The 24,597-nt window shown below is 48.7% G+C and carries 20 protein-coding genes; 4 read left to right on the plus strand and 16 right to left on the minus strand.

All coding sequences use genetic code 11. From position 1 onward, the window contains the following. Positions 1–176: 176 nt before the first annotated feature. Entirely contained in the window at positions 177–1,280 is a 1,104-nt protein-coding gene (locus B5M13_RS12320) for a BamA/TamA family outer membrane protein (RefSeq protein ID WP_170061123.1), read from the plus strand. Positions 1,281–1,289: 9 nt separating this feature from the next. On the opposite strand, the gene B5M13_RS12325 is transcribed toward B5M13_RS12320, so the two are convergent. The 3 genes from B5M13_RS12325 to B5M13_RS12335 form a co-directional block, all read right to left on the minus strand. Continuing rightward, positions 1,290–1,847, minus strand: coding sequence for a D-sedoheptulose-7-phosphate isomerase (locus B5M13_RS12325; protein WP_080059900.1), 558 nt, complete (start codon positions 1,845–1,847; stop codon positions 1,290–1,292). A 94-nt stretch (positions 1,848–1,941) separates the two neighbouring features. Continuing rightward, positions 1,942–2,880, minus strand: coding sequence for an ROK family protein (locus tag B5M13_RS12330; protein ID WP_080055953.1), 939 nt, complete (start codon positions 2,878–2,880; stop codon positions 1,942–1,944). Between the two features lie 87 nt (positions 2,881–2,967). Then, complete coding sequence (locus B5M13_RS12335) at positions 2,968–3,837, minus strand: carbon-nitrogen hydrolase (protein WP_020600683.1); 870 nt, start codon at positions 3,835–3,837, stop codon at positions 2,968–2,970. A gap of 161 nt (positions 3,838–3,998) precedes the next feature. Here B5M13_RS12335 and B5M13_RS12340 point away from each other — a divergent pair, with 161 nt between their 5' ends. Next, a complete protein-coding gene (locus tag B5M13_RS12340; RefSeq protein ID WP_080055954.1) occupies positions 3,999–5,096 on the plus strand; it encodes a Gfo/Idh/MocA family protein in 1,098 nt (365 codons plus the stop codon). Here the strand turns inward: B5M13_RS12340 and B5M13_RS12345 are convergent. Both B5M13_RS12345 and B5M13_RS12350 read right to left on the minus strand, forming a co-directional pair. Beyond that, positions 5,093–5,920, minus strand: coding sequence for a universal stress protein (locus B5M13_RS12345; protein WP_080055955.1), 828 nt, complete (start codon positions 5,918–5,920; stop codon positions 5,093–5,095). The genes B5M13_RS12340 and B5M13_RS12345 overlap by 4 nt on opposite strands. A gap of 386 nt (positions 5,921–6,306) precedes the next feature. After that, entirely contained in the window at positions 6,307–6,645 is a 339-nt protein-coding gene (locus B5M13_RS12350) for a hypothetical protein (protein ID WP_080055956.1), read from the minus strand. Positions 6,646–7,196: 551 nt separating this feature from the next. Here B5M13_RS12350 and B5M13_RS12355 point away from each other — a divergent pair. Further along, the gene (locus B5M13_RS12355) at positions 7,197–7,430 is read left to right on the plus strand and encodes a hypothetical protein (protein WP_080055957.1); all 234 of its coding nucleotides are present in this window, start codon (positions 7,197–7,199) and stop codon (positions 7,428–7,430) included. A 51-nt stretch (positions 7,431–7,481) separates the two neighbouring features. Here B5M13_RS12355 and B5M13_RS12360 read toward each other — a convergent pair whose 3' ends face one another. Continuing rightward, positions 7,482–8,096, minus strand: a complete 615-nt coding sequence (locus tag B5M13_RS12360; protein ID WP_245859968.1) for a class I SAM-dependent methyltransferase — start codon at positions 8,094–8,096, stop codon at positions 7,482–7,484. Between the two features lie 287 nt (positions 8,097–8,383). Between B5M13_RS12360 and B5M13_RS12365 the strand changes: the two genes are divergently transcribed. After that, on the plus strand, positions 8,384–9,373 hold the full coding sequence (locus tag B5M13_RS12365) for an aldo/keto reductase (protein WP_080055958.1): 990 nt from the start codon (positions 8,384–8,386) through the stop codon (positions 9,371–9,373). Positions 9,374–9,391: 18 nt separating this feature from the next. On the opposite strand, the gene B5M13_RS12370 is transcribed toward B5M13_RS12365, so the two are convergent. The 10 genes from B5M13_RS12370 to B5M13_RS12415 all read right to left on the minus strand — a co-directional run bounded on the left by B5M13_RS12370 (position 9,392) and on the right by B5M13_RS12415 (position 24,573). Next, positions 9,392–10,393: a hypothetical protein gene (locus tag B5M13_RS12370; protein ID WP_080055959.1), complete on the minus strand. Its 1,002-nt coding sequence runs from the start codon at positions 10,391–10,393 to the stop codon at positions 9,392–9,394. Between the two features lie 50 nt (positions 10,394–10,443). Further along, positions 10,444–13,161 carry a hypothetical protein gene (locus B5M13_RS12375; protein WP_080055960.1) on the minus strand — a complete coding sequence of 906 codons (2,718 nt, stop codon included), beginning with the start codon at positions 13,159–13,161 and terminating at the stop codon, positions 10,444–10,446. A gap of 84 nt (positions 13,162–13,245) precedes the next feature. Further along, entirely contained in the window at positions 13,246–14,637 is a 1,392-nt protein-coding gene (locus B5M13_RS12380) for a protoporphyrinogen/coproporphyrinogen oxidase (RefSeq protein ID WP_080055961.1), read from the minus strand. A 111-nt stretch (positions 14,638–14,748) separates the two neighbouring features. Next, on the minus strand, positions 14,749–15,510 hold the full coding sequence (locus B5M13_RS12385; RefSeq protein WP_080055962.1) for a glycosyltransferase family 2 protein: 762 nt from the start codon (positions 15,508–15,510) through the stop codon (positions 14,749–14,751). A 184-nt stretch (positions 15,511–15,694) separates the two neighbouring features. Beyond that, entirely contained in the window at positions 15,695–16,858 is a 1,164-nt protein-coding gene (locus tag B5M13_RS12390) for an acyltransferase family protein (protein WP_080055963.1), read from the minus strand. 69 nt (positions 16,859–16,927) lie between these two features. Continuing rightward, positions 16,928–18,673 carry a hypothetical protein gene (locus tag B5M13_RS12395; RefSeq protein WP_080055964.1) on the minus strand — a complete coding sequence of 582 codons (1,746 nt, stop codon included), beginning with the start codon at positions 18,671–18,673 and terminating at the stop codon, positions 16,928–16,930. Between the two features lie 12 nt (positions 18,674–18,685). After that, a complete protein-coding gene (locus tag B5M13_RS12400) occupies positions 18,686–19,594 on the minus strand; it encodes a transketolase family protein (RefSeq protein ID WP_080055965.1) in 909 nt (302 codons plus the stop codon). A 98-nt stretch (positions 19,595–19,692) separates the two neighbouring features. Then, positions 19,693–21,693: an NAD-dependent epimerase/dehydratase family protein gene (locus B5M13_RS12405; RefSeq protein WP_080055966.1), complete on the minus strand. Its 2,001-nt coding sequence runs from the start codon at positions 21,691–21,693 to the stop codon at positions 19,693–19,695. Between the two features lie 80 nt (positions 21,694–21,773). Next, a complete protein-coding gene (locus B5M13_RS12410) occupies positions 21,774–22,604 on the minus strand; it encodes a transketolase (RefSeq protein ID WP_080055967.1) in 831 nt (276 codons plus the stop codon). Positions 22,605–22,722: 118 nt separating this feature from the next. Next, positions 22,723–24,573: a glycosyltransferase family 39 protein gene (locus tag B5M13_RS12415; RefSeq protein WP_080055968.1), complete on the minus strand. Its 1,851-nt coding sequence runs from the start codon at positions 24,571–24,573 to the stop codon at positions 22,723–22,725. Positions 24,574–24,597 lie beyond the last annotated feature (24 nt).

Genomic DNA, 24,597 nt, shown 5'->3' on the forward strand with positions numbered 1-24,597 from the left:
GGGTATAAGTTAAAATCTGATTAATCAGGTATAGCTACCATTATTTATTTGTAAATTTCATGTACTCTAAAGCCTTGTTCGATGCCAACAAACGAGTAGTTGCAGACGAATCGTTTAGAAAGTACAGTCAATAACCCTGAGCGTTTTGCGTGTCGATGCGTAGCTATTTTTACTGGATGAGCCTGCTGTTTTTTATGCTCGCCCGTCCTGGCCGTTCTGGGACGCTTCTTTCTGGCCGGAGCCGAACCAGCCAATCCATAATGGTGGCAGATACAGCCAAAGAAACGCACCGGTTTCATTTTATTCCACTCCCTGTTATATTCTATACTCCCGAAACGCACATTGCATACGGAGCATTGGGCGTTTTCCTGTTCCGGACTGATAGCACAGCCCGTACGTCGAATCTGGATTTTGCGGTTATTCACACCCAGAATGCTCAGACCGTTGTTGAGCCGACGTACACGATTTTTACCCGTCATGAAAAATACCTGATTCGGGGCTTTTTTCTGTATGCCGACTTCCCCGAGCTGTACTACGGCATAGGGCCGGGGACGACCGACAATCAGGAAGAATTGATTTCCTACAAAAGTTTACGGGCCTATAACCGATTTCTGCGGAAAGTAAAACCTGGCTGGTTTGTGGGTATTCAGCAGCAGTATTTTAAAACGTTCGATGTCAGTCGGTCGTCGGATCGGCAAGTACCTGCTCAAACGCTTATAGGCGGATTGGGTAGCGTGGTAAATGGGGTAGGCGTGGCGAGTATTGTGGATACCCGCGACAATATTTACTCGCCCGTTCGGGGTTGGTATGCCGATGTGTCATTTATGGACTATGAAAAATGGATGGGTACCGAGTTTGATTTTACCAACTACCTATTCGACATCCGGCATTATCATTCATTGTCGCCCAAAACGGTTCTGGCGGGGCAGTTTTATTTAAATCTGAACGTAGGCGAAGTCCCTTTTAAGCAGGCAGCTACCCTAGGCGGATCGTCGTTACTGCGGGGCTATTACAATGGTCGTTACCGGGACAATAATGCCGTCATTTTTCAGGCCGAGTTACGCCAGCGGCTCATTGGGCGGTTCGGTGGGGTTGTGTTTGCATCCGTTGGCGATGTGGCGCATAAACCAAACGAATTTGCCATCAGTGACCTAAAACCGACGGGAGGAGCTGGCTTACGTTTTATGATCAGCCGGAAAGAACACGTTAATGTTCGGTTCGATGCTGCCGTGGGCAATCACACCCACGGCTTTTACGTCAATATTTCCGAAGCGTTTTAAATGAGCTGGCTAGCTATCGATGAATCCATAGCACAGCATATGGCAGATCGTCATTTGGGCATCTTCGACCCGACCATAGTGACGATCCTGAACCGTAATCGATTCATGGGCCAGCTCGGCCAGTTTGCCGCCTTTACCGCCCACCAGGGCCATCGTAGTCAGCCCATGTGCATTGGCCCACTCTACCGCTTTAACTACGTTGGGTGAATTACCGCTAACGCTTAAGGTTAGAACCAAATCGCCGGGACGGGCGTAATTCTCTAATTGGCGCATATATACGTCCTCATACGCATAATCGTTGCCAAGGGCGGTGATCCAGGAAATGCTTTCGTTGAGCGACATGCAGCGGAATCGCTTTCCCATCCGATCGGAAGCACTTTTACCGAGGTCTGTGATAAAATGCGACACGTTGGACGCGCTTCCTCCATTGCCGAATGCAAATAACTGCCGGTCGTCTTCCCAGCATTTTTTGATCAGATTAATAAAATGTTCGACCCGATCGATGGGGATAGCATCGTAAGCGGCTTTTTGCTGCTCAAGGTAATTTTTAAAATACGTCTGGTTCATGGAAAAGGGGTAATTAATAATGAACATTGGGTAATGGACAATGAGTAATGAATAATGAAGAAGGACCCAAAAATTATTCATTATCCATTATTCATTACTCATCACCCATTAATTCTAAGGCACCGATGGGTACGGCATCTTCGCCGAGTTTAGCGAGTAAAACGATGGGGGCGGGATGGAAGGCTTTCATGACAAATCGGGGAAGGGCCTGCCGAACAGCCGCCCGTAACGGTTCACCAATGAGCGAAAGACCTCCGCCTAGTACAATGGCATCGGGATGAAACAAATGGGTAACGTGCGATAGACCAAGCGCCAGTACCGAGCCGATCTGTTCAATCAGCATTTTGGCTACCGGGTCGCTGGCCTCATAGGCAGGATGTAGAAAACGGGCTTCTTTGCCAGTCGTTCCGCCTTCATGCGCCTGCTGTACGGCCTGCTTCAAATAGGAATCATCGGGTAGCTGTGGGAGTAACGACCGAATCTGTTGATCGACTGCCCAGCCCGAAACCGTTTGTTCAATGGTTTGTCCTTCGCTCGACTCGCTGGGCGGCACAAGCCATAAATGGCCGATTTCAGCTTCGCCGGGCAGAGCCCCATGATACAATTGTCGATCAACGACCATGCCACCGCCGACACCACTGCCCAGGGTCACATAAAAGACGTTCCGAAATCCGGTAGCTACGCCACGAAGCGCTTCGCCCAGGGCGGCTACATTGGCATCGTTTTCGATCCGTACCTGAGCGCCGGGAACCTGCTGCTGGAGCCATTCGCCCAGGTTAAAGCCCGACCAGCCCCCAATTTGATGGGAGGTTGCAATTCGACCCGTTTGCCAGTCGACCGGACCACCGAAGCCAACCCCAATCGATTGTATCGGTGTACTGATCTGATCGATCGTTGAGGCAATTTGTGCCAGAATTCCTTCGGCCCCTTTGGCAGGATCGATGGCTAATCGGAAGCGTTGCGTTATCTGGCCAGGCTCATCGCTTGTAAACAACTGCAATTTTGTTCCGCCTATTTCAATACCAAGTCTCATAGTGAATGTATGATGCCTAATAGATGTATGAGGTAGGATGTATGATGTAAACCGAAACTACATCCTATCTCATACATCTATTATACATTAATCAATGTAGCGTTTTGTGATGGGTTGGTAGGAGTCGATGCGTCGGTCGCGGAAGTAAGGCCAGGTGGTGCGGTATTTTTCGGACAATTCGAGGTCGACGGTTTGCACATGAACCAGTTCCTGGTCGTGCGGGGCCAGATATAATAACGAACCGAATGGATTGGCAACAAACGACCCACCCCAGAATTGCTGATCGGCTTCACGACCTACGCGGTTCACCGACACGACATGGACCCCATTGGCAATGGCATGGCTACGCTGGATCGTTTGCCAGGCGTTATATTGCTCTTCGTTCTGTTTGGGGTCCGGCTCGTTCGTATCCCAGCCAATAGCCGTTGGATAGAATAGAATTTCGGCACCCATCAGCGAGGTAATACGAGCTGCTTCGGGATACCACTGATCCCAGCAAATCAATACGCCGATGCGAGCAAATTTAGTATCGAATACTTTATAACCCAGATCACCGGGTGTGAAGTAGAATTTTTCGTAATAGCCCGGATCATCAGGAATGTGCATCTTTCGGTATTTACCCAGATACGACCCATCGGCATCCAGCACGGCCGTTGTATTATGATATAAACCCTGCGCCCGCTTTTCGAACAGCGAAGCAATAATGACCACACCCAATTCGCCAGCTACTTTGCCCAGCCGCTCAGTGGTGGGACCGGGAATGGCTTCGGCCAAACTGAAATTATGGTGATCTTCGACATCGCAGAAGTAAAGCGAGGTGAATAATTCCTGTAAGCAAACGATCTGGGCCCCTTTTTGGGCGGCTTCCCGAATGTGGTCGATGGCTTTCTGAATATTGGCTTCGACATCCGCCGAGCAACTCATCTGCACCAAACCGATATTGACTTTTTTAGACATGCGACAAAATTAGGAGGTACATAGTTAGAACAGAAAACTTTTTAAGTTTGTCTGATAAACTTTCAACGTTCATATCGGCTAGTATTCGAATTACTTATGAATCTGTTTAAAAGATTCTATAGTAATCAGCCTGAAACTCCAAATCGCAAACCTAAAGAACCATGACTTCACGCAGAACCTTTCTTCATACTGCTGGCATTACAGGCCTGGCTACCACGATCGCTCCCAATGCTCTTTGGGCGGCTACCCGACCTGCCAAAGATAAGCTGGGGGTTGCTCTGGTTGGCTTAGGATACTATAGCACCGACCTGCTGGCCCCGGCCCTCCAGAAAACAAAGAATTGCTACCTGGCTGGTATCGTGACAGGTACGCCCGAAAAGGCGGAGAAGTGGAAGAAGCAATACAACATTCCAGATAAGAATATTTATTCGTACCAGACCTTCGATCAGATTGCCAACAATCCTGACATCGATGTCGTGTATGTGGTGTTGCCCCCGTCGATGCATGAGGAATATGTGGTTCGGGCTGCCAAAGCGGGTAAGCATGTATGGTGCGAAAAACCAATGGCAGTTACGGCAAAGGAGTGTCAGAATATGATCGACGCCTGTGCAAAAAATAAGGTTTCGCTGGCTATAGGCTACCGACTGCATCATGAACCCAACACGCAGGAGTGGACGAAGGCGCTGCGGGGAGGGAAAATTGGTAATGTGCTGATGGTGAGTTGCTCGGCGGCTTATTATGATGCGCGTACCGATCACTGGAAGCAGAAAAAAGAAATGGGCGGTGGGGTTATGTACGACATGGGTGTATATGTGGTGCAGGGCGCTCGACTGGCTACGGGAGAAGAACCGATTGCGGTAACAGCCCAGCAGTATACTTCCCGGCCAAACGTCTACAAGAATGGCCTCGACGAAACCTCAATGGTCCAGCTCGTTTTCCCGAGTGGCGCACGTGCTGCTCTACAAACCAGTTACGGCATGAATATGAATTACCTGCATGTGACGGGATCGAAAGGAACACTCTATATGGAACCGTATTCGGGTTATAATGGCCAGAAAGGTGTCTGGAGCAATGGAGGTCGCATAGAACACCCCTACGAAGTACCTATGCAACAGGCCATGCAAATGGACGACGATGCGGCCGCCATCCTGGCAAAAAAGCCGCTGCTGGTACCGGGCGAAGAGGGGCTTCGTGATATACGGGTTGTTGAAGCGATCTATGCCGCAGCGAAGTCAGGGAAAGAGGTGAAGCTAGGCTAAGCCCGCATAATCAGGACTGGTATATCGGCATGGTTTAAAACGTCTTCGGCCACGCTACCCTGTATCCAGTGCCGCAGACCCGTGTACCCATGTGTATATAGCACGATAAGGTCGGCGTGAATGGAATGGGCATAATCCAGAATGCCATCGGGTACGGTGTGGTCGTGAATAATTTTAAGATTATAGTGGTCAATGTCGTTTGCTGCAGTAAAGTCGCCTACCCACTCCCGAATCCCTTCAGGCTGGCGATTGTCGGTAGGGGTAACTACATACACATATTGTCGGCAAAACTGATCATCGAGCCTAAACGGGAATAAATGTGGCTTTTTTAATTCCTCATCCAGATCGATGCCAAACACAATCTCCTGAGGGCTGAACCGGCCTACAGGCTCCTTAACAACCAGTACCGGGCAGGTAGCGAAACGGGTAATGAATTCAGCATGCGAACCTTCAATCCATTCCAGTAAACCAGATGCCCCTTTTGATGCCAGCACAATCAGATCGGCCTGTTGCGCATTAATGGCGTTTATGAGCCCTTCTATGTTGCTGCCTAGTACGGGTTTGATGGTCACATCGGCATAGGCCGGGTTGGCTACCAATTCATGAAGGGCTTTTTCGGCTTCTTTCCAGGCATCTGCATAGAGAGGCCCCATATCCAGGGAAAGGCCCGTAACGCTATCGGCTATTCCTAAAGAGGGAACGCCATACAATACGGTATGGAGAAGAATGATTTCAGAATCGTAGGTGCGGGCTATATCAGCCGCTACATCGAGGGCATAGATTGTGATAGGGCTTAGGTCGGTGGGTACCAGAATAGTTTTCATAGAGGTAAACGGCTTGTTAGTCAAGACAAAACAAACCAGATTCGGACCGTTAGCCTATGATTTGACACAGGAACCGACTTGATTAGAATCAGTTGGAGATTGGTATACTGCACATAGAACACGGATTGTTATGGGTGAGGTGTTCCACCAAATTGGGTGCCTTGGGCGAAGCTGCTCTAATAATAATTTGGCCAGTAGCCTCTACCGTGGGTACTATCTGTCGTGCGAGGCATAAACGACTTAGCCGGGTCCGCCGTGCGGTCGTATTTACGCCATTTAATGGATTTGTTTTTAGGCTACATGATCTCGTAAAAGTAGACAGGTTCACTGTGTCGATTTAGTAGACCATCTCAAGCCTACTTCATGAACAGCCAGTGATCGGCTAGCTAATAAAGTATAAAGTATGATACTAGTTCGAAGCTAGTCAATGTGGCTAAACAAACAAATGTCACTTCTAACTTATGGTCAGAAACGGGTATTGGCTGCGGATCATAAGCAACGAACAGCCAGATTAGCCGAAGCAACCAGAAAACAGCTGTCAATATGCCACTTACGAATGATAGAAACACAATCGGAATCCAATACACGTATGTGCCAAGCCAGACGTGATCGGCCCAGACAGCTATAAACAAACCCAAGAAAGCACCCGCGCCCGACAATAGCACATACCCCAGGCGAAGAAGCTTCATGGCCGTCAGGTTAGTGAGTATTTGTATTGTACTCATGAATTTCTGGCAATTGAGACTAGTTTGGGCTTCAAATTCATTGTTTACGCCGTTGAGTATTCTAATTCAGCCGAATATTGTCACATGAATTGAAAAAATATAGTTCACGTTGACAAAAGAAGTAGCAAAATTATAATAAATATATACATTTCAATGGTGGTCCTGGAAGTTACAATACTATCGAATCTGCACACTCTGAACTCGCCCTTTTGTTGAAATTTACTAACATCTTGGGTAGCTGACGGGTTATAAAAAGGAGAGCTGACACATTTGGGGCGAATACGCCAGACTAGTGGCCAAAACTTACGAATGTTGGCTTCCATCTAACCTTCATTTTCGTAACATGGAGAAGGACATTGAATTTCTTTAGCGTAACTCTTTATCCAGTTGCTAAAAGAAGCTCTTATTGAACTGCCTGAAATGGGGTTATTTAGCCATGGGTATGTTTTATGTGTAGGCTTGGATGTTTTAGTTGTATTATATAAAGTCGGCTGGCGCATTTGGTGGGGTGCCTGACTTTTACTTATTTCGCCTGTCAACCCCGTACGTTTATGCAACCCACCGACTTTACCAAACTCCCCGCCGAGCAGCAACTCGACACGCTGTATTTTGCCGGTGACATTCTGGCCAACCGCTACGAGGGCGACAATATTTTTCTGCTCTATAATCTTCGCGATTTTTACGTCGAACTTCGCTACGACGCCTACAACAATCAGTTGAATCAGGTCTCAGCCTTTCGGGGTACTGATAAACTAGAGCCCTATTTACCGTACCTGGTCGATTAGACTTACTTAGCCAGTGCGTGTTTCTACAGATTCCGACTAGGTCTGAAATGATTACTTTGCCAGTAAGAAGTAGGTGTGACCTCCGTTGCTTTCGGGTACGAAGAAACTATCTACTAGGATAAAACCTGTTTCGCTGAACCAGTTTCGGTATGTATTGGCATCAGCGTGGCTCCAGTACATCTCAGTGTTGGGTTCAATCCAGTCTGATTCGGTACCTGTCCACTCGCCAGACCCTGCTATACACAGAAAGTAACCACCCGGTTTGAGCCATTGGTAAACAGCTTTGAATAAATCAGGCTGCTCTGCCAGCGGTAGGTGAATGATGGAATATAAGGCAACAGCACCATTGAATGATTCGGCAGGAAAAGAAAGAGCTGACATGTCGGCAATGTCGAAGCGAGCCTGAGGGACGTTCTGGCGAGCTAATTCGACTTGTATGGGGGATAGATCGATGCCTAGATAATCCGTAAACTGGCTTAGGTATTGGGCGGTTGGAATCCCATCCGCACAGCCTAGTTCAAGTACACTACTTCCAGTAGGAAGGTGCTGGACGAAATTGGCCAGCCAGTTCATATACCGTTTTGAATCCGTTTTCTCAAAGAAAGCCCGGTATGAGCTGCCCAGACGGTCATACCCTTGCTGTACAATACGTTTAGGATCGTCCAACGTTTTAGTCGTGTTTTAAAATTTGTCTGCGCAATGTAGGTTGGAAAAAACTCAAAAACAGTTGATCTCTACTTTGCAGTATCCAAAAATTACATTGTATTGTAGGCAACTGTTGCTAGACTTTAGGCACTTTAGTGAGTACGAATAGAAAGGTATTCTTAGGAAGGCGCCCTTTATAACCTGTTTGATTTTTGTAAGTTCCTATTTGGATTTAGTTGTTTTTCGAGCCATGGCGGCTGTAGGTTTGTTTAATGAATAAATGAAGTAAACAAAGTACGCATACAACAATGAAAAAGCGAACACTAGGCAAAAATCTGGAAGTGTCGGCCATTGGACTTGGCTGTATGGGAATGAGCTTCGGCTATGGACCGGCTGCCGATAAAACGGACATGATCAGGCTAATTCGGTCGGCTGTCGAACAAGGCGTTACCTTCTTCGATACGGCTGAAGTGTATGGTCCATTTGCCAACGAAGAACTGGTCGGCAAAGCCCTGGAGCCTTTTAGAGGTCAGGTCGTTATTGCCACTAAATTTGGTTTTAATATCGATTATGCTGGCAACCGGCTGGAGGGTTTGAATAGCCGTCCTGAGCGTATCCGACAGGTTGCCGAAGCATCGATGAAGCGTCTTCGGGTGGAGGTGATCGACCTGTTTTATCAACACCGCGTCGATCCTGAGGTCCCGGTTGAAGATGTGGCTGGCACGGTACAAGACCTGATTCGGGAAGGGAAAGTAAAGCATTTTGGCCTATCTGAAGCAGGTGCACAAACCATTCGTAGGGCGCATGCTGTACAGCCCGTTACGGCCCTTCAGAGCGAATACTCACTCTGGACTCGCCAGCATGAGAAGGAAATTATTCCGACGATTGACGAATTAGGGATTGGGTTGGTTGCCTACAGCCCCTTAGGTAAAGGCTTTCTGACGGGCAAAATCGACGAGAACACACAATTTGCGGAAGGTGATATTCGGAACATCTTACCCCGATATACCGAAGAAGCCCGCTTAGCCAACAAAGCGCTGCTCGATTTAGTGAATACCTTTGCTGCTCGGCACAACGCCACACCTGCCCAGATCGCCCTAGCCTGGGTGTTGGCGCAAAAGCCCTGGATTGTGCCTATTCCTGGCACAACGAAGGTACATCGGCTAACGGAAAATAACGGTGCTGCTTCCATTGAACTCACGGCCGACGAACTTCAGGAAATTGAAGAGGCTTCTTCGCGGATTACTGTAACTGGAGCTCGTTACCCTGAACAAATGGAGAAATCGACTGGGCTGTAATAGGGATTACCAGCTAATTTATAGCTGCAACTTCTGTCGTACCAGGTCCAGCCAGATGGCCCGACCTTCACAATTCCAGTGTGTATCGCTTTTCAGATAAGGCGACTGGGGAGCTTCAAGAAAACGAGTATAGGTGTTGATTGTCGGTACAGCTAGCCTGGGGTTGTTTTGAATTCGCTCAATCAGATGGTTATAGCCGGTGCGTTCCCGTTCCAGAATAGTCGCTTTATTGGGAATAAGCGACAGGTAAACCGCATCGAAGCCCAATTGCTGGTATCGCTTTGCCACCGAATTGATACTATCCACCAGCGTATTGACTTCCCGATCCGATAAGGTTGAAAAGGAGGAGTTTAAACTATTGGCCGAATCGGTATCGCTGTGTAAAAAAATATGCTGGTGGTTTCGGGATAGGCTAACGCTGGCATTGGGTCGGTCGAACCAGTTCAGGGTGAGAGTCGCTTTCAACTCTTTAAACCAGAAAGCCCAGTTGCCACTGAATAAGGCCGATTCGAGCCGTTCTTCTACATCGGTGCGGTGAAGCTCAGAGCTGATACGCTGGGTCAGCGTTGGCTTTGGGGTCGGATTCTTTGTGGAGTCCTGTATAACTACAAATTCGGTAATGTGTTTGGCGAAATGCTCCCGCACATGGCGTTCTACAGATTCGATCAGTAAGAGATTACGCTTTGATGGATCGAGCTGGATGCGTTGCTGATTATCCCAACCCACTCGCTGATAATGACTCACCCGAAAATCGGATTGGCTCAGCCGTTGAGGTTCTGAAAAGCTATCGCCAATCAAATATAACTGTGTCGAAGCCGTATCACTGGATCGGTTTGAGGGAGGACACTGAGGCTGAGCTACTTTGAACTGAGGAAGAGCCGACAACCGATACAAATCACCAAATCGATAGTCGTCAACAATAACCCCAATACGGTATAACCACCGTGATAGCGTAGTCGAAAGGCCACCTCCCCAGAGCAGAATAGCGATCACTAAAATAAGGTAACGTAGAACACGCATATGTATGGAGTGGTAAATTGCCGCTGTAGGTTATCCCATTCTTAGTTACTTTACCTCAATCTAATGCTGAATAACTGAACAGCCTGTTTGATTCCGCTCAAAATAGACAATTCGTTTGATCGTTCATCGAACTGCAAAACTACTGGAAAATCGCTCGGAATGGGTCGTTCCCCAATAATCTGACCGTTTAGATTATATAAAGTGGTGAACCCACCCGATTGCACACTGATGAGTTCGATACCTGCACCAAGCCGATGATAACGTACGTTGTTACGACCAGACTGCAACGCCCGAACGTCGAACATCCGCTGGCCCTGTTGGTTCAGTATGGTTACTTCGGTATCGGCCGCCCGAATAAGTAGCCAGTTCGTTTGTTCCTCATCAGGGAATAGCCGGAATGAGCCACGCCGAACCGGCCGATATAACTGAGTCCGTTTGGCAATAAGTCCATTGGTGTTGATCGAAAGCAGTTGGCCTTCGTCGGCAATGGTCTGGATCAACGTTTGACCCGTAGGAATCAGGGCCGGACCTGCGAACCGGATTTCGGGCTCGTCTTCACTCGTTCGCTCAATACGGGCGGGGAAATGAGGGAATTCGCTGCCGTTTTCGCGCCAGTAGTTCAAGGTTCCGTCGGCCTGAATGCCCAGTACGTTCATACCCGATGATGTCGCCATGACCTGGAAAGGTAACTGCAACGGTCCTTTTCGGGGTGCTGTCATTATCCGAATAAACGCCTTACGCTGGCGATCGAGGGCGTAAACATGGCCATCCTGATGGGCTGCCAGCGCTACCAGATTACGTTGTTGACTTCCTCGTGGACGAGCCAGATAGGATGGGTCCAGGCCCTGGGGTAGTGGAATAGCCTGTAATTTAACTTCGTTACGAGTACGGATCGGATCGGCTACGTACAGCGTTCGATCGGTCATGAACAGGTACTGGAGTCGCCCATTGTTCAGGAAATCGACTGCCAGCGCGTTACTACGGATGGGGCCATCAGTGCGGCTCTGAACAATTTTTTCACCCTTTGGCGTCACCAGCACAAACTCACCGGCCTCATTTTGCGCGTAAAACTGAGCCGAACTATCGCTTAAATTACCCGATACTATGGGAGCGGCAATGAGTGGAGCTTCGAATACTACCTTCTTCCGTAGCAGCAATTTATTAAGGACTGTCCGACTGGCCCGTCGGGTCGTACGGCCTAAAATGACCGTCGATTGAATGTTTTCGTTGCCGTAACTGGCCTGGTAGGCCATGTTTTCCAGATTAGAGAGGGTTGTACTACCCGTAGTGGGGTCAACCTGATCCAGCAGATTTTGCCAGGCCAACGGCCAGGATAGAGGTACTGTTGTTTGGGCTCGATTTAACCGAACCAGTGCGGTGAAATTGGCGGGACGAAGGGTTGTATTTAGTAACTCAGCCTGACGTTTATCCGCTGTCCAGACAGTCCCACGCTGTATTTGCTGGAGATAGTCCTGCATGGCTTCTTCACTATTTGCCACAATCAGTGCATTGTTATGCAAAGTGACCCAGCTCTGTGAAAAGCCTGCAAAAAGGCTACTAAATAAGGACGCGGGAAGCTCTGGAACAGCTAACTGTAAAAGTTTATGGCCAAGATAGTCTTTAGGAGAAGATGGCGATTTGGCACCTGCCTGAAAAGCCGCCAGTTGATATAGGTTTGCCAGTTTTTTGCCGTCTTTCCCCGTCAAAATCAGAACCTGCCGGAGCGCTCCTGTTGGCGATTCCAGACGAACTAACAGCAGGTCACTGCCCAACGATTTGTAGAGTGTTTGGGCGGCTGGCTTTATTTGGTCGAAGCGATCGCGCAGAAAATCGCTGGATGCCGATCCTAGTAATCGACTCAGTGAACTACCAAAATGCCCGGCATCACTAATGGCGATGTGATAGAGGGTAGCTGTCGTTTGTGGAATCAGGTTGGCGCGCTGAATTCGCTGGGGTGTCTGATCGGCAAATAAGTCGGCCACATCACGTCGATTGCCAATCTGGTCAACTGCGTAGCCGATCAGGTGTGAACGCGAAGCCGATTGACGAAACTGTAAGTTTAGCTCCTCGGGCAGAAACAAACGAACCAGTGAACCTGCATTGCTGAATAGCGCCTGAAGTACCTCTGGCCGAACCGATACACCAGCCAGGTGGTCGGCATCGACCCGAAAATCGGGTTCAGCCTGAGAGAACTTGAGGGACTGGTGCATTCGTTTCGCCACATTTTCAATTAGAATCCCCGATACACTGCCGACAAGGAATCCATCCGTGAGAATAAATGAGCCAATCGGTTCATTCATTCGGGAAACTAAATCCAGGATTTTTTCCCCCGAAAATGTGTGACTGAGCACCCTGTACTGGCGGGGGTCAGGGGTGGTAAGCCGGTGTAGAAATGACGCATCTTTATCCGTAATTGGAATATAAAAGATGAAATCGAGCGTTGTTTTTGACAGGGAATGAAGCGAGTAGCGTACCTGCCGACCAGATATGAATTTAATAACCGTGGCCGAATCGGCAGTAGCGTATAAAAACCGATCCAGCCGCCGACGGGCTTCATCAAAAACGGGTATCTGCCGGAGCGACATCTCTGTCCGTAGCACACGGGCCGAAATCGTATCCTGCAGGCGGTCGCTGGTCAGAATCATCAGCGAACCGGGCGGAATCAACGAGCCAACTGTACGGGATGCCGGTACGAATTGCCGATAGACCCACCAGCCTATCAGTAGTAGCACTATTGCTCCGGCACCGATCCAGATGTTTCGTTTCATGGATTAAAAATAATCGATAGTCAATAGTAAGTATAAACAATGACTTACTATTGACTATCGACAGACGATTATCGACTAAATTAGCTATTTACCCCACATTGCGTTGGCGGTTTCGGGGAAAGGCAGTGTCAATTCAGGAATATTAGCCGCCACTCTATTGGCCCATTCTACGCCCTGCATTAGCGAGTGATCCTGATTACTTACCTCATATTTCCAGGCACCAAACCGGCCCCGTGAATAAATATCGAACGATTCCAGTTTAGGCAGAACAGCCTTTAAAATACCATCCCGTTCGACCGATGGGGTGGGATAGCCGTAATCGAAAGCCATATGGAATGTCGAAATCACGTCGTCGGCCGATTCAATCAACTGGTCTTCAAGCAGAGCCCGGATGGTGTCGTCGATCAACGTTTCGCGATTAACAGGCTTGGCCGACGATTCACTTGTTTCGGTCATTAGCGACCAATGCTGGTTGATGTCAGGAACGTTGTTGGGGCTGTAGTTCGAGAACACCGTAACCCGGTAGTAAGGGCTGTTGTATTCCGGGAAATACATCCAGCACATGGTTTTTAGGCTCTCTTTAGGCTTTCCTTTCAGGCCAATTCCTACAACGTTGGTTGATGAGTGCTTGAGTCCCTGCGCTGTTTGCACCGTTTCGGGATCAAGCCCTTGTACGCGCTGCGTAAACAGGTCGAGCGGCATGGTACTCATCAGATACTCATAGTGAATCTCTTCGCCATTCGACAGGATGAGTTTTTTCTCCGGTCCGATTACTTGTTCGACGGCTGTATTGAGTTTGATAGATTCCCGGCCAATCAGATCGCCAACGGCTTCCCAAATGCCTCCAGTACCACCGTGTTTCGGAAATTGAAATGTACTATTGGGGCCCCAGGAAAAATCATCCTGATTGAATATGATGTTTTTCGTTACCCGCTGCAGGTCGGTGATGGCTACCCGTTCACCCACCCAAACGGCATTCATATCCTCTGGAGGATAGGCCCATACTTTGAAATTGTAAGGGAACATGAACGTTTCGGCCAGACCAGGCCCAAACGTTGCCAGAATCCATTCCCGGAAGTTAGCGGGCTTCTTGTTATTAGGAAATTTATAGTTGTGAATAATGCCTTCCAGGCATTTCCACATCGTTTCGGGTGTAAGGTACTTGATGTTATTCTGGAATGGATAGGGAACAAACCGACCTTCAATCCAGACCCACGATTCGCGCTGGTGACTGAGCCAGCCCTCTGCGCCCAATGCTTTATGCATCAGGTCATCGAAGTACTTATAGTGAGAGAACTGAACATGGCCTCCTACATCCCAGGTGAAGCCTTTTTCATCCACAAAACTTTTAGATAATCCACCGATTCGCGCTTCTTTTTCGAGGACAACGAAGTCAGTAATTCCTAGTTCTTTCAGGCGGTAAGCAGCTCCAAGGCCCGTAGGACCAGAGCCTATAATAACATACTTATAATTCATGATTGAGTCGGATCAGATACAGGACTTATGATGTATGATGGAGGATATATGTTGGAGAATGTTTACAGGAAAAACTTCAGACATCCTACATCCTGTCTCATAGAGCACTAATTACGCCGTTACTGGCTCGGGTTTTTTGAGTTCTTTGACTTTGCTGCCTAGTTCAAATCGGAACTGTGCCAGCTCTTTAAAACTCTGAATGCACACTTTCAGGAGTTTCCATTTCAAAATAGAAACTGTACCCGTCAGCCGCTCTTTGTGCGTAATAGGAATATCGAAGGTATTGTAGCCAGCCTTTTTCGCCATTACGGCCAGAAAAATATTTGGCGCAAAAGGGGTTGGGTTGGGAAGCTGGGCTAACAACTTGCGCAGGAATGAACCCCGGATGAGCCGAAATGGAATGTTGCTATCCTTGATGTAGGTTCCGTAAATAAACGCGATACTCCAGCGAAGAATTTTTGTAATAAACAGACGAGCCGGTGCATCGAACCGTTCTTCCCGATAGCCCAGGATAAAGGGTGATTCGTTCCGTTTAGCCCACAGCCGGGCAAAATCGTCGGTAACAAACTGGTCATCGCTGTCGGTTTGGAAAACATATTCCGAATCAAGCGCGACGGCCTGCCGATATCCATTCACTACAGCATTACCGTGTCCACCGTTTGGCTGATGAACAACCATCAATTTTGGATAGCGACTTTTGATTTGGTCTAGAATAGCGCCGGTCTTATCGCGCGATCCATCATTGATAACGATCAGACGAGTGTTTTCGGTGGGAAATTGTTCGGTCAACAGATCGGTCCACAGCTTTACAACCGTTTCGATGACTTCTTCTTCGTTGTAAGCCGGCATTACAATAGACAGCAGGAGGCTCATTCAGTGTACTTTAGGATGTTGGCGGTACGTCTGTCGTTTGCCAACAGGTTTAAAATAAGTTGGACCAACAGACATTGCCAACCCGATAGTTCATCCCTATCAATACTGCAAATATAGAAATAGTTAGTGGCTAAACGTAGGGAGTTAGCTAACGGTTAGCTCCTATGCAGAGCATTCGGACGAATTAATAGGAAAATTTATCTTTTAGACCATTGATCGGCTTTTCGATCAGGTACCACGAAACCGTTGCCAGCAATACGGTTAAAAAAACGAAATAGGAGAATTGAAAAAAATAAGAACTGTTCAATACAGGAATCAGGTCCGTAATCCGACGCCAGGAGCGGACGGTAAAATGGGTTGGTTGCGTGTGATAAACGTTGAAAATAAAGTTATGGTACAGATATAAGCCATAACTGATCCGGCCCATATATTGGCTAACTCGATTTTCCAGTACCCATTTCATAATGCCCCCGAATCCAAGCACGGCACGCCCGATAAGGAAGAAACCGAAGACTGAAGCGGCCAGCCGCTCCCATACATCCGACATGATGTTATGGTAACCACGTGGGGAGTCTACAGCTATGTATTGGTTTAACAACCCCACGCCAATAAATCCAGCCAGGCCGAGCCAGACCCAAATTGACGATTGAAAGACCTTGTTGAACAGGTCACGGCGGTATAGCCAGCCGTAGGCCATAATGGCTCCCAGTCCAAACGAATCAAGACAGGTTGGTGTTGATACATACCCGATAAACCAGGGCAGATTGGCCCGGTGAAGGACATACCGGAGTCCGACACTGCCAACGATCATACAAAGGGCGGTAAGGGGTACATACCGGCGGGGAATAAAAAATAGAAGCAGAGGCAGAAAAAGATAGACCTGCTCTTCAACAGCCAATGACCACAGATGGTCGACTGTGCCCATCCAGGTATGGTACAGAGCTATGTAGATATTCGTAGCGTACAGGGCTAACCAGCCAAATTTTTGTCGGACGGGTGGCTCATTAATCAGGGCTAGAACGATCAGCGTCAGGTAATAGACCGGAAAAATTCGAATCGTTCGGCGGATATAGAACGTTTTAAGGTACTTACCCAGGCCACCGTTGGGCTGATGGCTGAGTTTATCTTTGCTCGACAGCAAAATGCGGGTGATCAGAAAGCCACTCAGTACAAAAAAAATCGTTACGCCTAAGGCACCAAGCGCACCAACTGGCAATTCGATATGCTCCATCGTCCAGTGGTCGAACAACACTAAAGCAACAGCAATAAACCGAACCCCATCCAGTTGAAGCAGGTGGTTCAGAGCAGGGCGTGTGGGCTGTGTAGTGACTGGAGCGTTTGTTTGCATAAAAAGCGTGTTCGGTTGGCGTTGGTCGTTCGATGGTAACGGAGGTATACATTAACTCGTGAACATCGATTACCAGTTTTTTTTCAGGGTTGCCGTGGGCGGCCCGGCGGATTCAATCGTTTGGTTGGTGGGGTATAGACTGGCTCTGCCGTCGGGAATTGTCAGAATAAATAACTGGTACGAACCCGCAATCATCTCTTCCGTTGGTACATTGGCTGTAAAGCCGTTTGTAAACAAGTTGGCGGGTACAAAACGGGCCGCTTGTACGGATTGTTGGTTTTGTCGAACGGGAAACAAATAAGATCGTACATCGGAGCGAGCCAGTAGGTAAGGGCCTTCATCCCTGATTCCCTGTGCTGGCAGCGTACTATTTTGGATCAGATATCCACCGGAATCGTTTTGCAACTGTACAGGCACGGCTGCCTGAGTGGGTTGACCAAAAATAGTCGGCAACGTAGTATCGTAAAAGGCGGGGGCCAAATCCGTATAATGCCTGGATGCCGAGTCGATACTGATGGTTGCATCGTTGCCATTGTGAGTCCAGTTAAACTGATGTGTGGTCAGCCAGTGCCGCCAGTACAAGGTATCGCTCAGATACGTAAGATACGAACTAGCCATTAGACCAGCACTGAATACCAGTCCCAAAACCAGTGCCCAGAGCCGACCCTCCTTTCGCTGTTGCACAATTATGAAACAGTAGACCAGCGCCAGCAGAAGCAGGGAATAGATTTTATAGCGGCTTGTAATCAGTAAATGCAGACCAAACCCCACCCGCGACCAGGCTACTGTTGCGGCTGTACCCAGTAGAAAAGCGGTGGTACCAAAGAAAAAATAGCTAAAGGCTGGAAACTGCTTCTTCACAAACCCTTTTTCCAGCAGATACACCCAACTACCCAGAGCAAGCACAGTGGCGATGCTGCCAACAAGCAGGCATTTGGCAAAGGCCGGGCCAATAGGGAACGCTTCGGCGGCTGCTCCACTGAAAGCGAGCCAGCCTCTGATGAGGTCGAAGAAGGAGCCGCGAGCAGGGGGATTCCCTGGGGGTTTCTGGTAGTTCAGAAAATAAAGGCTAATCAGTACAACAGCACTAACAGACCAAATCAGTATGGCGTTTCGGTTGGGTCGCTTCTCCAGCAACTGTTGCAGTACTAGTATGGCAAAACCGACAGGCCAGACCAGCAATCCATTACCACTCGTGAGTGTAGCGGCTGTAGCCAACACTAAAGCAGGCCATAGCCGGTTTGAAAAAGCCAGTTGATAAATCGTCCAGAACACCCAGAGGAGTACAGTGAAGTTCTGGAGGGCGGCCATGCCCCAGAACATATTCTCCCATTGCGACAGGTTAAGTAGCAGAAAAGCAACAGGAGGAAGGTAGACCAAATAATCCGTTAGGCCGGGCGATACCTGAGCTTTAGTATTTTTTCCTTGCAAAACCGTCGATCGACCCAATACCAGACCGAAAATAGCGATCAAACCTAGCAGACTCAGGTTACCGATAAGCATTAGATGACGGTAACTAAACTTACCAAACAGGTTGAAGTCAAGCCAGGTTATGAGCCGATCGTAGACAATCCGGTGCTCGTTGTGCTGACGATAAAATTCGTAGAGCTTACCGGAAAGCGATGCTTCTTTATCGAAATTCAGCAGGAAGGCTCTTAGAACATGATCGTCCCACTTGGGTATGCTGACCGCATAGGTAGACCAGACATACCAGAAGAGTACGACCGGAATCAGGATAAGCCCCGCAGCTACGAGACCGGCAACGAGTCCGTAGCCTTTCCGTTGCGTCTGTGGGGTATTGGATAAGGTTACCAATGGATCAGGGTACTAGTTTGTAAAGGACGCTAATTGCCGGGCAATGTTGACCGGATCGAGCCCCGATAATTGCTGATGATATTTCTGATCGCCATAGAGGCCGTTGGGGTAGCCTTGTGCCGACAGACTAACGAAATGGCTCGGTGCAGCCCCATCCGCCAGTAGTTTAACAGATAATTGCTGCGCCAGACCCCCAACCGATACGTGTTCTTCGACAACGAGCATCGGTTTGCCAGCCCATTTGTGGGCTAAGTCAGCCGGTAAATCGAGAGGAAGATTCGTAGCCGTAAACACATCGAATTGATCGGCCAGCAAATTATCCTGTAAGGCCGTCAATACATTGGCGGCAACAGGGCCAAGTGCCACTACCGTACCAATGGGAGATTGACTCCGAACCACATGTTTGAATGAGCCGTATGTCTGAGCACCATCGGGCGTATTGGGTCCTGCTCCCAGACGTAGATATGTAGGACGGGCTTCGGCTACGATCTGATCGAGCATCGGCGACACTTCATCGGCAAAAGCCGGTATGTACGTATTTACGTTTTGCAGACTACTCAGGCAGGCCAGATCTTCGATGGCGTGGTGCGTACTGCCCATAATGCCATAGCCATAACCCCCCCCGTTGCCAACCAGAAACACGGGCATCCGATGCAGACAAATATCGTTTCGGAATTGCTCCAGACACCGATACACCACGAAAGGGGCAATGCTGTAACAAAACACTTTGTAGCCTTTATAGGCCATACCGGCTGCTACACCAACCATATTCTGTTCGGCTACGCCAGCATTAATGAAGCGGGGGCCCAGCACATCGGCCACGTTTTCAAGTGCGCTATAGCCTAAATCGCCAGTGATGAATATAATTTTATCGTCTTCCCGAGCAATTCGCTCTACGGCGGCTGAAAATTCTTTTCTCATGAACGTTTACTGGCAGCCAGAATGAACTGCGTTGAAAAATGCTTCACAATCGGTAAAAAGACTCGTTATACACGGATAGTCACCGATGTTTAAAGAGGCTATCGTTTACGTTCCGTGATTAAAGCTGAAATTTTATCAGGCGTGTTGTAAATGCGATCTCCTTTACGAACCAGAGTTCGGATAAATTTCGGACGTTTTTTGGTCTCTTCAAAAATCTTACTGATGTACTCGCCCAAAAACGAAATGCCCAGCAGATTGATCCCCCCAAAAAACATCACCAGTACAATAACGGTCGATAAGCCATACGGTGTATTCGGATCGAAATTAAGCAGCCGCGACAGAATCTGCCAGACAATACCCAGCATCGAAAGGCCCGTCAGCACAAAGCCTGCGTAGGTCATCCATTCCAGCGGGGCAAAGCTGAACGAGAAAATTGCTTTCTTCGCCCACCAGATATTCTTCGTCCAGTTGTTGGTCGAAACACCAAACATACGTTCCGGGCGAACGTAATCGACTCCCGTTTGTTTGAAACCCACCCAGGCGCGTAAGCCACGCAGGAACTGTTCGGTTTCGGGCAGGTTGACCAGCTCGCGTACTACTTTCCGGTCAATCATCGAAAAATCACCGGCATCAACTGGTATATTGATATAGGCCGTTCGTTTAAAGAGCCGATAAAACTGCTTGTAGAAAAAGTGAACATGGGCTGGCATTTCGCGCTGAATCCGAACGCCATAGGTAACGTCGAAACCTTGCTGCCATTTCTCATAAAACTTCGGGATGATTTCAGGAGGGTCCTGCAAATCGCCATCCATCAGGACAACAGCGTCGCCGGATGAGATTTCCATACCACTCAAAAACGCCGATTGCGAGCCAAAGTTACGTGAGTGTTTTATGGCAATAACGTTCGGGTCTTTCGCGCAGATCTCGGCCAGAACTTCGTCAGTATTATCGGGCGAGTTGTCGTTCACGAAAATGATTTCGTAGCGCACCTTCATCTCATTGAAGGTTTTAACCAGCCGTTCATACATGTAAGGAATCGCCTGCGCGTCTTTATAACACGCAATGATGGGCGAAATGACCGGATTGAGCGTTGGTATCTGGAAGGCTGGTATAACGCGACTTTCGTACTGATGACTTACCTGCCATTCGGCGGTTTGCCGCAGGCCGTCGGTAAGCTGGGTAGTGGCTTTCCAGCCCAGATCGGCTTCGGCCGCCGACGGGTCGCCGTACCAATCGGCCAAATCCCAGTTCCGATTAGTCATACTGCCCCATACTGGCTCCTGGGTTAGGCCAAACGTTTGTCGGGCCACATCGACCAGTTCGCGCATGGTCGTTTTTTTGCCAGTGGCGATGTTGTACGATCGACCCCGAATAGCTGGGTTAACTCGTAAAGCTGCCTGGACAAACGCATCCACGCAATCGTCAATATACACAAAGTCGCGGCTAATATCGGGCGATACCAGCGGAGGTAACTGCCCCTTCCGGTTTTCTTCAACCAGCCGGGGAATGAGCCGGTCGGGTTCTTCCCAGCCACCGTAAATGGAATAAAGCCGCAGGTTGAGGGTGTTGAGTTGAGCAACACGGGCGTAGTATTCGAGCGTATACGCGGCTGATACTTTCGAAACGGCATAATGGCTATTGGGTTCAACCCGGTCGGTTTCTTTAGGGGCGGTGCAGTTGAAACCATATTCCGAACTACTGCCCGCATGGATATACACCATGTCGGGTGTGCAATTTTCCAGAATATTGACGGTCCCAAGCACGTTGGTTTCGTAGGTCAGGCCAACATTTTTCTGTTTACTGTAAGCACCATAGGCCGCCAGGTTGAAAATCGTTTTTGGCTTTATTCGACCAAATACATCCTGTACCGACGTATTGGAGAGGATATCGCAATGAACGACGTTTTCGGCAGGGACATCCAGAAGTTTCAGCCGCCAGGCTTTGGTGGCATCGTGGGTCAGCGCGTACACATCCTTGCGGACGCGGAAGAGTTGCTCAAACAGATTGGCGCCGATGAAGCCACTGGCTCCAAAAACGACAATCGGTCCATTGAGCTGCTTTATGCTGGTAGGTAACAAATCGGGGACAGACGAATTCATTTAGGCCGCAATATTACGGCAAAAGATGGATTTGCCTAGGCTCACGTACAGTTTTATAGGAAATGGTAATGAGCGAACGGTCAAACCTGAGCTTCCTGAGAGGCCAGGTAACGATCATGTACATCAGCTTTCGCTTGTTCGTACTGGGCCTCAGACATCGGCAGATAATGCCATTCGAGTCGATTTTCCATGTACGAAACCCCTTTCCCTTTTACCGTTTGGGCGATAACCAGTTTTGGCTTCCCATTTGGCGTCGCCGTAAGCTGGTCGATGGCGGCCGTTACATCGTTGATGGAATGCCCATCGACCACTACTGTTTCAAAACCGATAGCATTCCAGGTTCGTACATCGGCTGTGTCGCCCATGACATCGGCCGTATACCCAAAGCCTTGCAAACCGTTCTTATCGACCAGTACGATGAGGTTATCCAACTGATGCTGAATGGCAAAGTGAGCAGCCTCCCAAGTTGTTCCTTCGTTGGTTTCCCCATCCGACATCAGTACAAACACGCGGGAATCGTCGCCGAGTAGCTTACCAGCCTGGGCAACGCCCGTACCAATGGGCAATCCATGACCTAGCGAACCCGTTGCAAAGGGGATGCCTGTGTGCTGATTAGGGGCCGGGTGGGCAGGGAGAGTGGTTCCATTGAGATAATAGGTAGCCAGCACGTCGTCAGAAATTTCGCCGAGGTGATTGAGGCAGGTATATAGGGCTGCTGCAGCATGCCCTTTCGACAAAAGAAACGTATCCTGTTCGCGTTTTCGCAATATGAGCGTAGCAATCATCAGATCGATGCAGCTCAGCGAACAACCGATATGACCAGCATGCGCCTGATTGTATAAGCTCAGTATTTTGAGCCGAAGCTGCCCCTGAAGCGTTTGCAAATCGGTTGATTCAGTTGTTGACGTCATGATTGATGAAATAAATGAATAATGCGGAGTGTAGAATGAATCGACAGTTAACGGTTGGCAACTCGTCGTTTATCCTTCATGTCGCTTCCCCATTTTTCATTGTTCAGTAAATAGAACCCTAGTCACCGTAGCGGTATTTGTTGCCCTGAAAGTCAAAAATAGTAATTTTTTTGTCGGAACCCCCTTTCACCAGTACAATTCGGTCGCGTTCGTTTGGGTCAACACGCTGGATATACTGAGCATCTTTGGGCAGATACAGGTTGACCAGTTGAGCATCGTAGAGTGAAACGGGAGAGAAGGTTATATCGTTTTTCTTAGAGCGAATAACCCGTTGCTTGTTGGGGTAAAGAATAGTATCGCCCGGTGCGTAAAGTTGTTTCAGTTGTTGCGCAGACGACCAATAGGGGTTAGCAATGCGTGGCTCACCAAACAGCGTGTATTTAGCGGCTGTATCTTCATAAATCCCTACAAGTATCTGACCAATAAATCCAGCCTGTATTAACAGGACAATGGCAATAGGAACACTGAACCACAAGCGGGTATGCACCAACTGGAGAAAGCCAAAGGCAACCAAAATACAGACATAGGGAAACGAGAACCCGGAGTACCGTTGGGTAATACCATAGGTATGTCCCGACCGCCAAGCCATGAACAGCAAAAAGAACGTGGGAACCAGGGCCAGCATAAGTAACAGAAAAACCAATCGTTTCTGTTGGGTATCAGTTTGATAGATGACGTACCGGCCAATCAGATAAATAAACGGAATGGCAGTAGACAGTACCAGCAGTCGAATCGGCAGGACCGTATAAAAAGGTAAACCAGCCAACAGAAGTAATGGAACAGCTACATAGACCCAAACCGGAGGCTTAGGCACCAGAAAATACCGATGCATGACCAGCGTAGCTACAGTCCCGAGCCCCAATGCCAGCAGTGAGTTACGGATACCGCCCAATACGGCCGACAAGCCATTGGTGATGATGAATAGATCAGAAAAAACCGGAACGGCCCGTGTTAGAATATTAGGGAGCGTTGCAGGCAGAATGATGCCGAATCCATTATGGAGTGGGTTGGTAAGAGCCAGATTGCGGTAAAAGTTTTTCTGTTCCTCAAGAATATAAAAGGTATACGTGCCTCCCCCGTACAGGAACCATAACGACACCAAGCCCAGTCCAATCAGCGCTGTTACAGCAAACTGTACCCAGGCCCGTCCATTCCGGAGATACAGTAAGGCATAAAGACCGTGGCACAAAAAAACGGTGATGGTCAGGTAATGGGAGAGGAGCGCCGTTACAAACGTTAGCCCATACGCCAAGTACAGCCAGACGACAGGCCGCGTTCTGGGTCGGGCGAATCGGTCAGGGGCCTGTTGGGTACGTTCCAGAATGACCAAAAAAAGATGGGTAGCCAGCAATGTCAGAAAAAACGACATGGAATAATTGCGGGCAATGTGGCTATACGATACAAAAAACGGCTCGATGGTGGCAATGGCGGCACTGGTCAGGGCAAGCGTATCAACGGTATTCGACCTGAGGGGGCCGGAAGCTCCTGGGCGTGAGGTGTCTCCTGGTCGGAAGTGCCGTCGTACAAAAACAAATAACAGCCAGACAATGAGTGTGCTGAAGATCACCGACGGCATACGGAGCGCCGTGTCGCTCAGGCCAAAGATGCTGAGCCAGACCATTAAAACGCCGTAGTAGGAGGGGCTGTTACCAATATCTCCCCGGATGTTTGCCTCTACAAAATCGGCGTAGGTTTTCGGCTTCCAGAATTCGGCCGGGGTAAAGTAGGGTTTGCTGAATACATCTTTCTGGTTAGCCCCTTCAAGACATACCCCCTGGCTAATGAGCAGGGTTGATTTTTCGTCGAAATAAATGCCATAGGTACCAACTCGATACAGGCGAAGACATAGGGCTAGCACCAGTAAGGCACCTAGCAGAATCAGGTGATTGCGGGATAATTGTGCAGACATTTGGGCAAAACTACGAGAAATTGC

Source organism: Spirosoma aerolatum, assembly GCF_002056795.1.
Taxonomy (GTDB): domain Bacteria; phylum Bacteroidota; class Bacteroidia; order Cytophagales; family Spirosomataceae; genus Spirosoma; species Spirosoma aerolatum.

Coding starts and splice junctions, on each gene's coding strand:
- B5M13_RS12320 (WP_170061123.1), top strand. CDS start 177: ATGAGCCTGCTGTTTTTTATGCTCGCCCGTCCTGGCCGTTCTGGGACG.
- B5M13_RS12325 (WP_080059900.1), bottom strand. CDS start 1,847: ATGAACCAGACGTATTTTAAAAATTACCTTGAGCAGCAAAAAGCCGCT.
- B5M13_RS12330 (WP_080055953.1), bottom strand. CDS start 2,880: ATGAGACTTGGTATTGAAATAGGCGGAACAAAATTGCAGTTGTTTACA.
- B5M13_RS12335 (WP_020600683.1), bottom strand. CDS start 3,837: ATGTCTAAAAAAGTCAATATCGGTTTGGTGCAGATGAGTTGCTCGGCG.
- B5M13_RS12340 (WP_080055954.1), top strand. CDS start 3,999: ATGACTTCACGCAGAACCTTTCTTCATACTGCTGGCATTACAGGCCTG.
- B5M13_RS12345 (WP_080055955.1), bottom strand. CDS start 5,920: ATGAAAACTATTCTGGTACCCACCGACCTAAGCCCTATCACAATCTAT.
- B5M13_RS12350 (WP_080055956.1), bottom strand. CDS start 6,645: ATGAGTACAATACAAATACTCACTAACCTGACGGCCATGAAGCTTCTT.
- B5M13_RS12355 (WP_080055957.1), top strand. CDS start 7,197: ATGCAACCCACCGACTTTACCAAACTCCCCGCCGAGCAGCAACTCGAC.
- B5M13_RS12365 (WP_080055958.1), top strand. CDS start 8,384: ATGAAAAAGCGAACACTAGGCAAAAATCTGGAAGTGTCGGCCATTGGA.
- B5M13_RS12370 (WP_080055959.1), bottom strand. CDS start 10,393: ATGCGTGTTCTACGTTACCTTATTTTAGTGATCGCTATTCTGCTCTGG.
- B5M13_RS12375 (WP_080055960.1), bottom strand. CDS start 13,161: ATGAAACGAAACATCTGGATCGGTGCCGGAGCAATAGTGCTACTACTG.
- B5M13_RS12380 (WP_080055961.1), bottom strand. CDS start 14,637: ATGAATTATAAGTATGTTATTATAGGCTCTGGTCCTACGGGCCTTGGA.
- B5M13_RS12385 (WP_080055962.1), bottom strand. CDS start 15,510: ATGAGCCTCCTGCTGTCTATTGTAATGCCGGCTTACAACGAAGAAGAA.
- B5M13_RS12390 (WP_080055963.1), bottom strand. CDS start 16,858: ATGCAAACAAACGCTCCAGTCACTACACAGCCCACACGCCCTGCTCTG.
- B5M13_RS12400 (WP_080055965.1), bottom strand. CDS start 19,594: ATGAGAAAAGAATTTTCAGCCGCCGTAGAGCGAATTGCTCGGGAAGAC.
- B5M13_RS12405 (WP_080055966.1), bottom strand. CDS start 21,693: ATGAATTCGTCTGTCCCCGATTTGTTACCTACCAGCATAAAGCAGCTC.
- B5M13_RS12410 (WP_080055967.1), bottom strand. CDS start 22,604: ATGACGTCAACAACTGAATCAACCGATTTGCAAACGCTTCAGGGGCAG.
- B5M13_RS12415 (WP_080055968.1), bottom strand. CDS start 24,573: ATGTCTGCACAATTATCCCGCAATCACCTGATTCTGCTAGGTGCCTTA.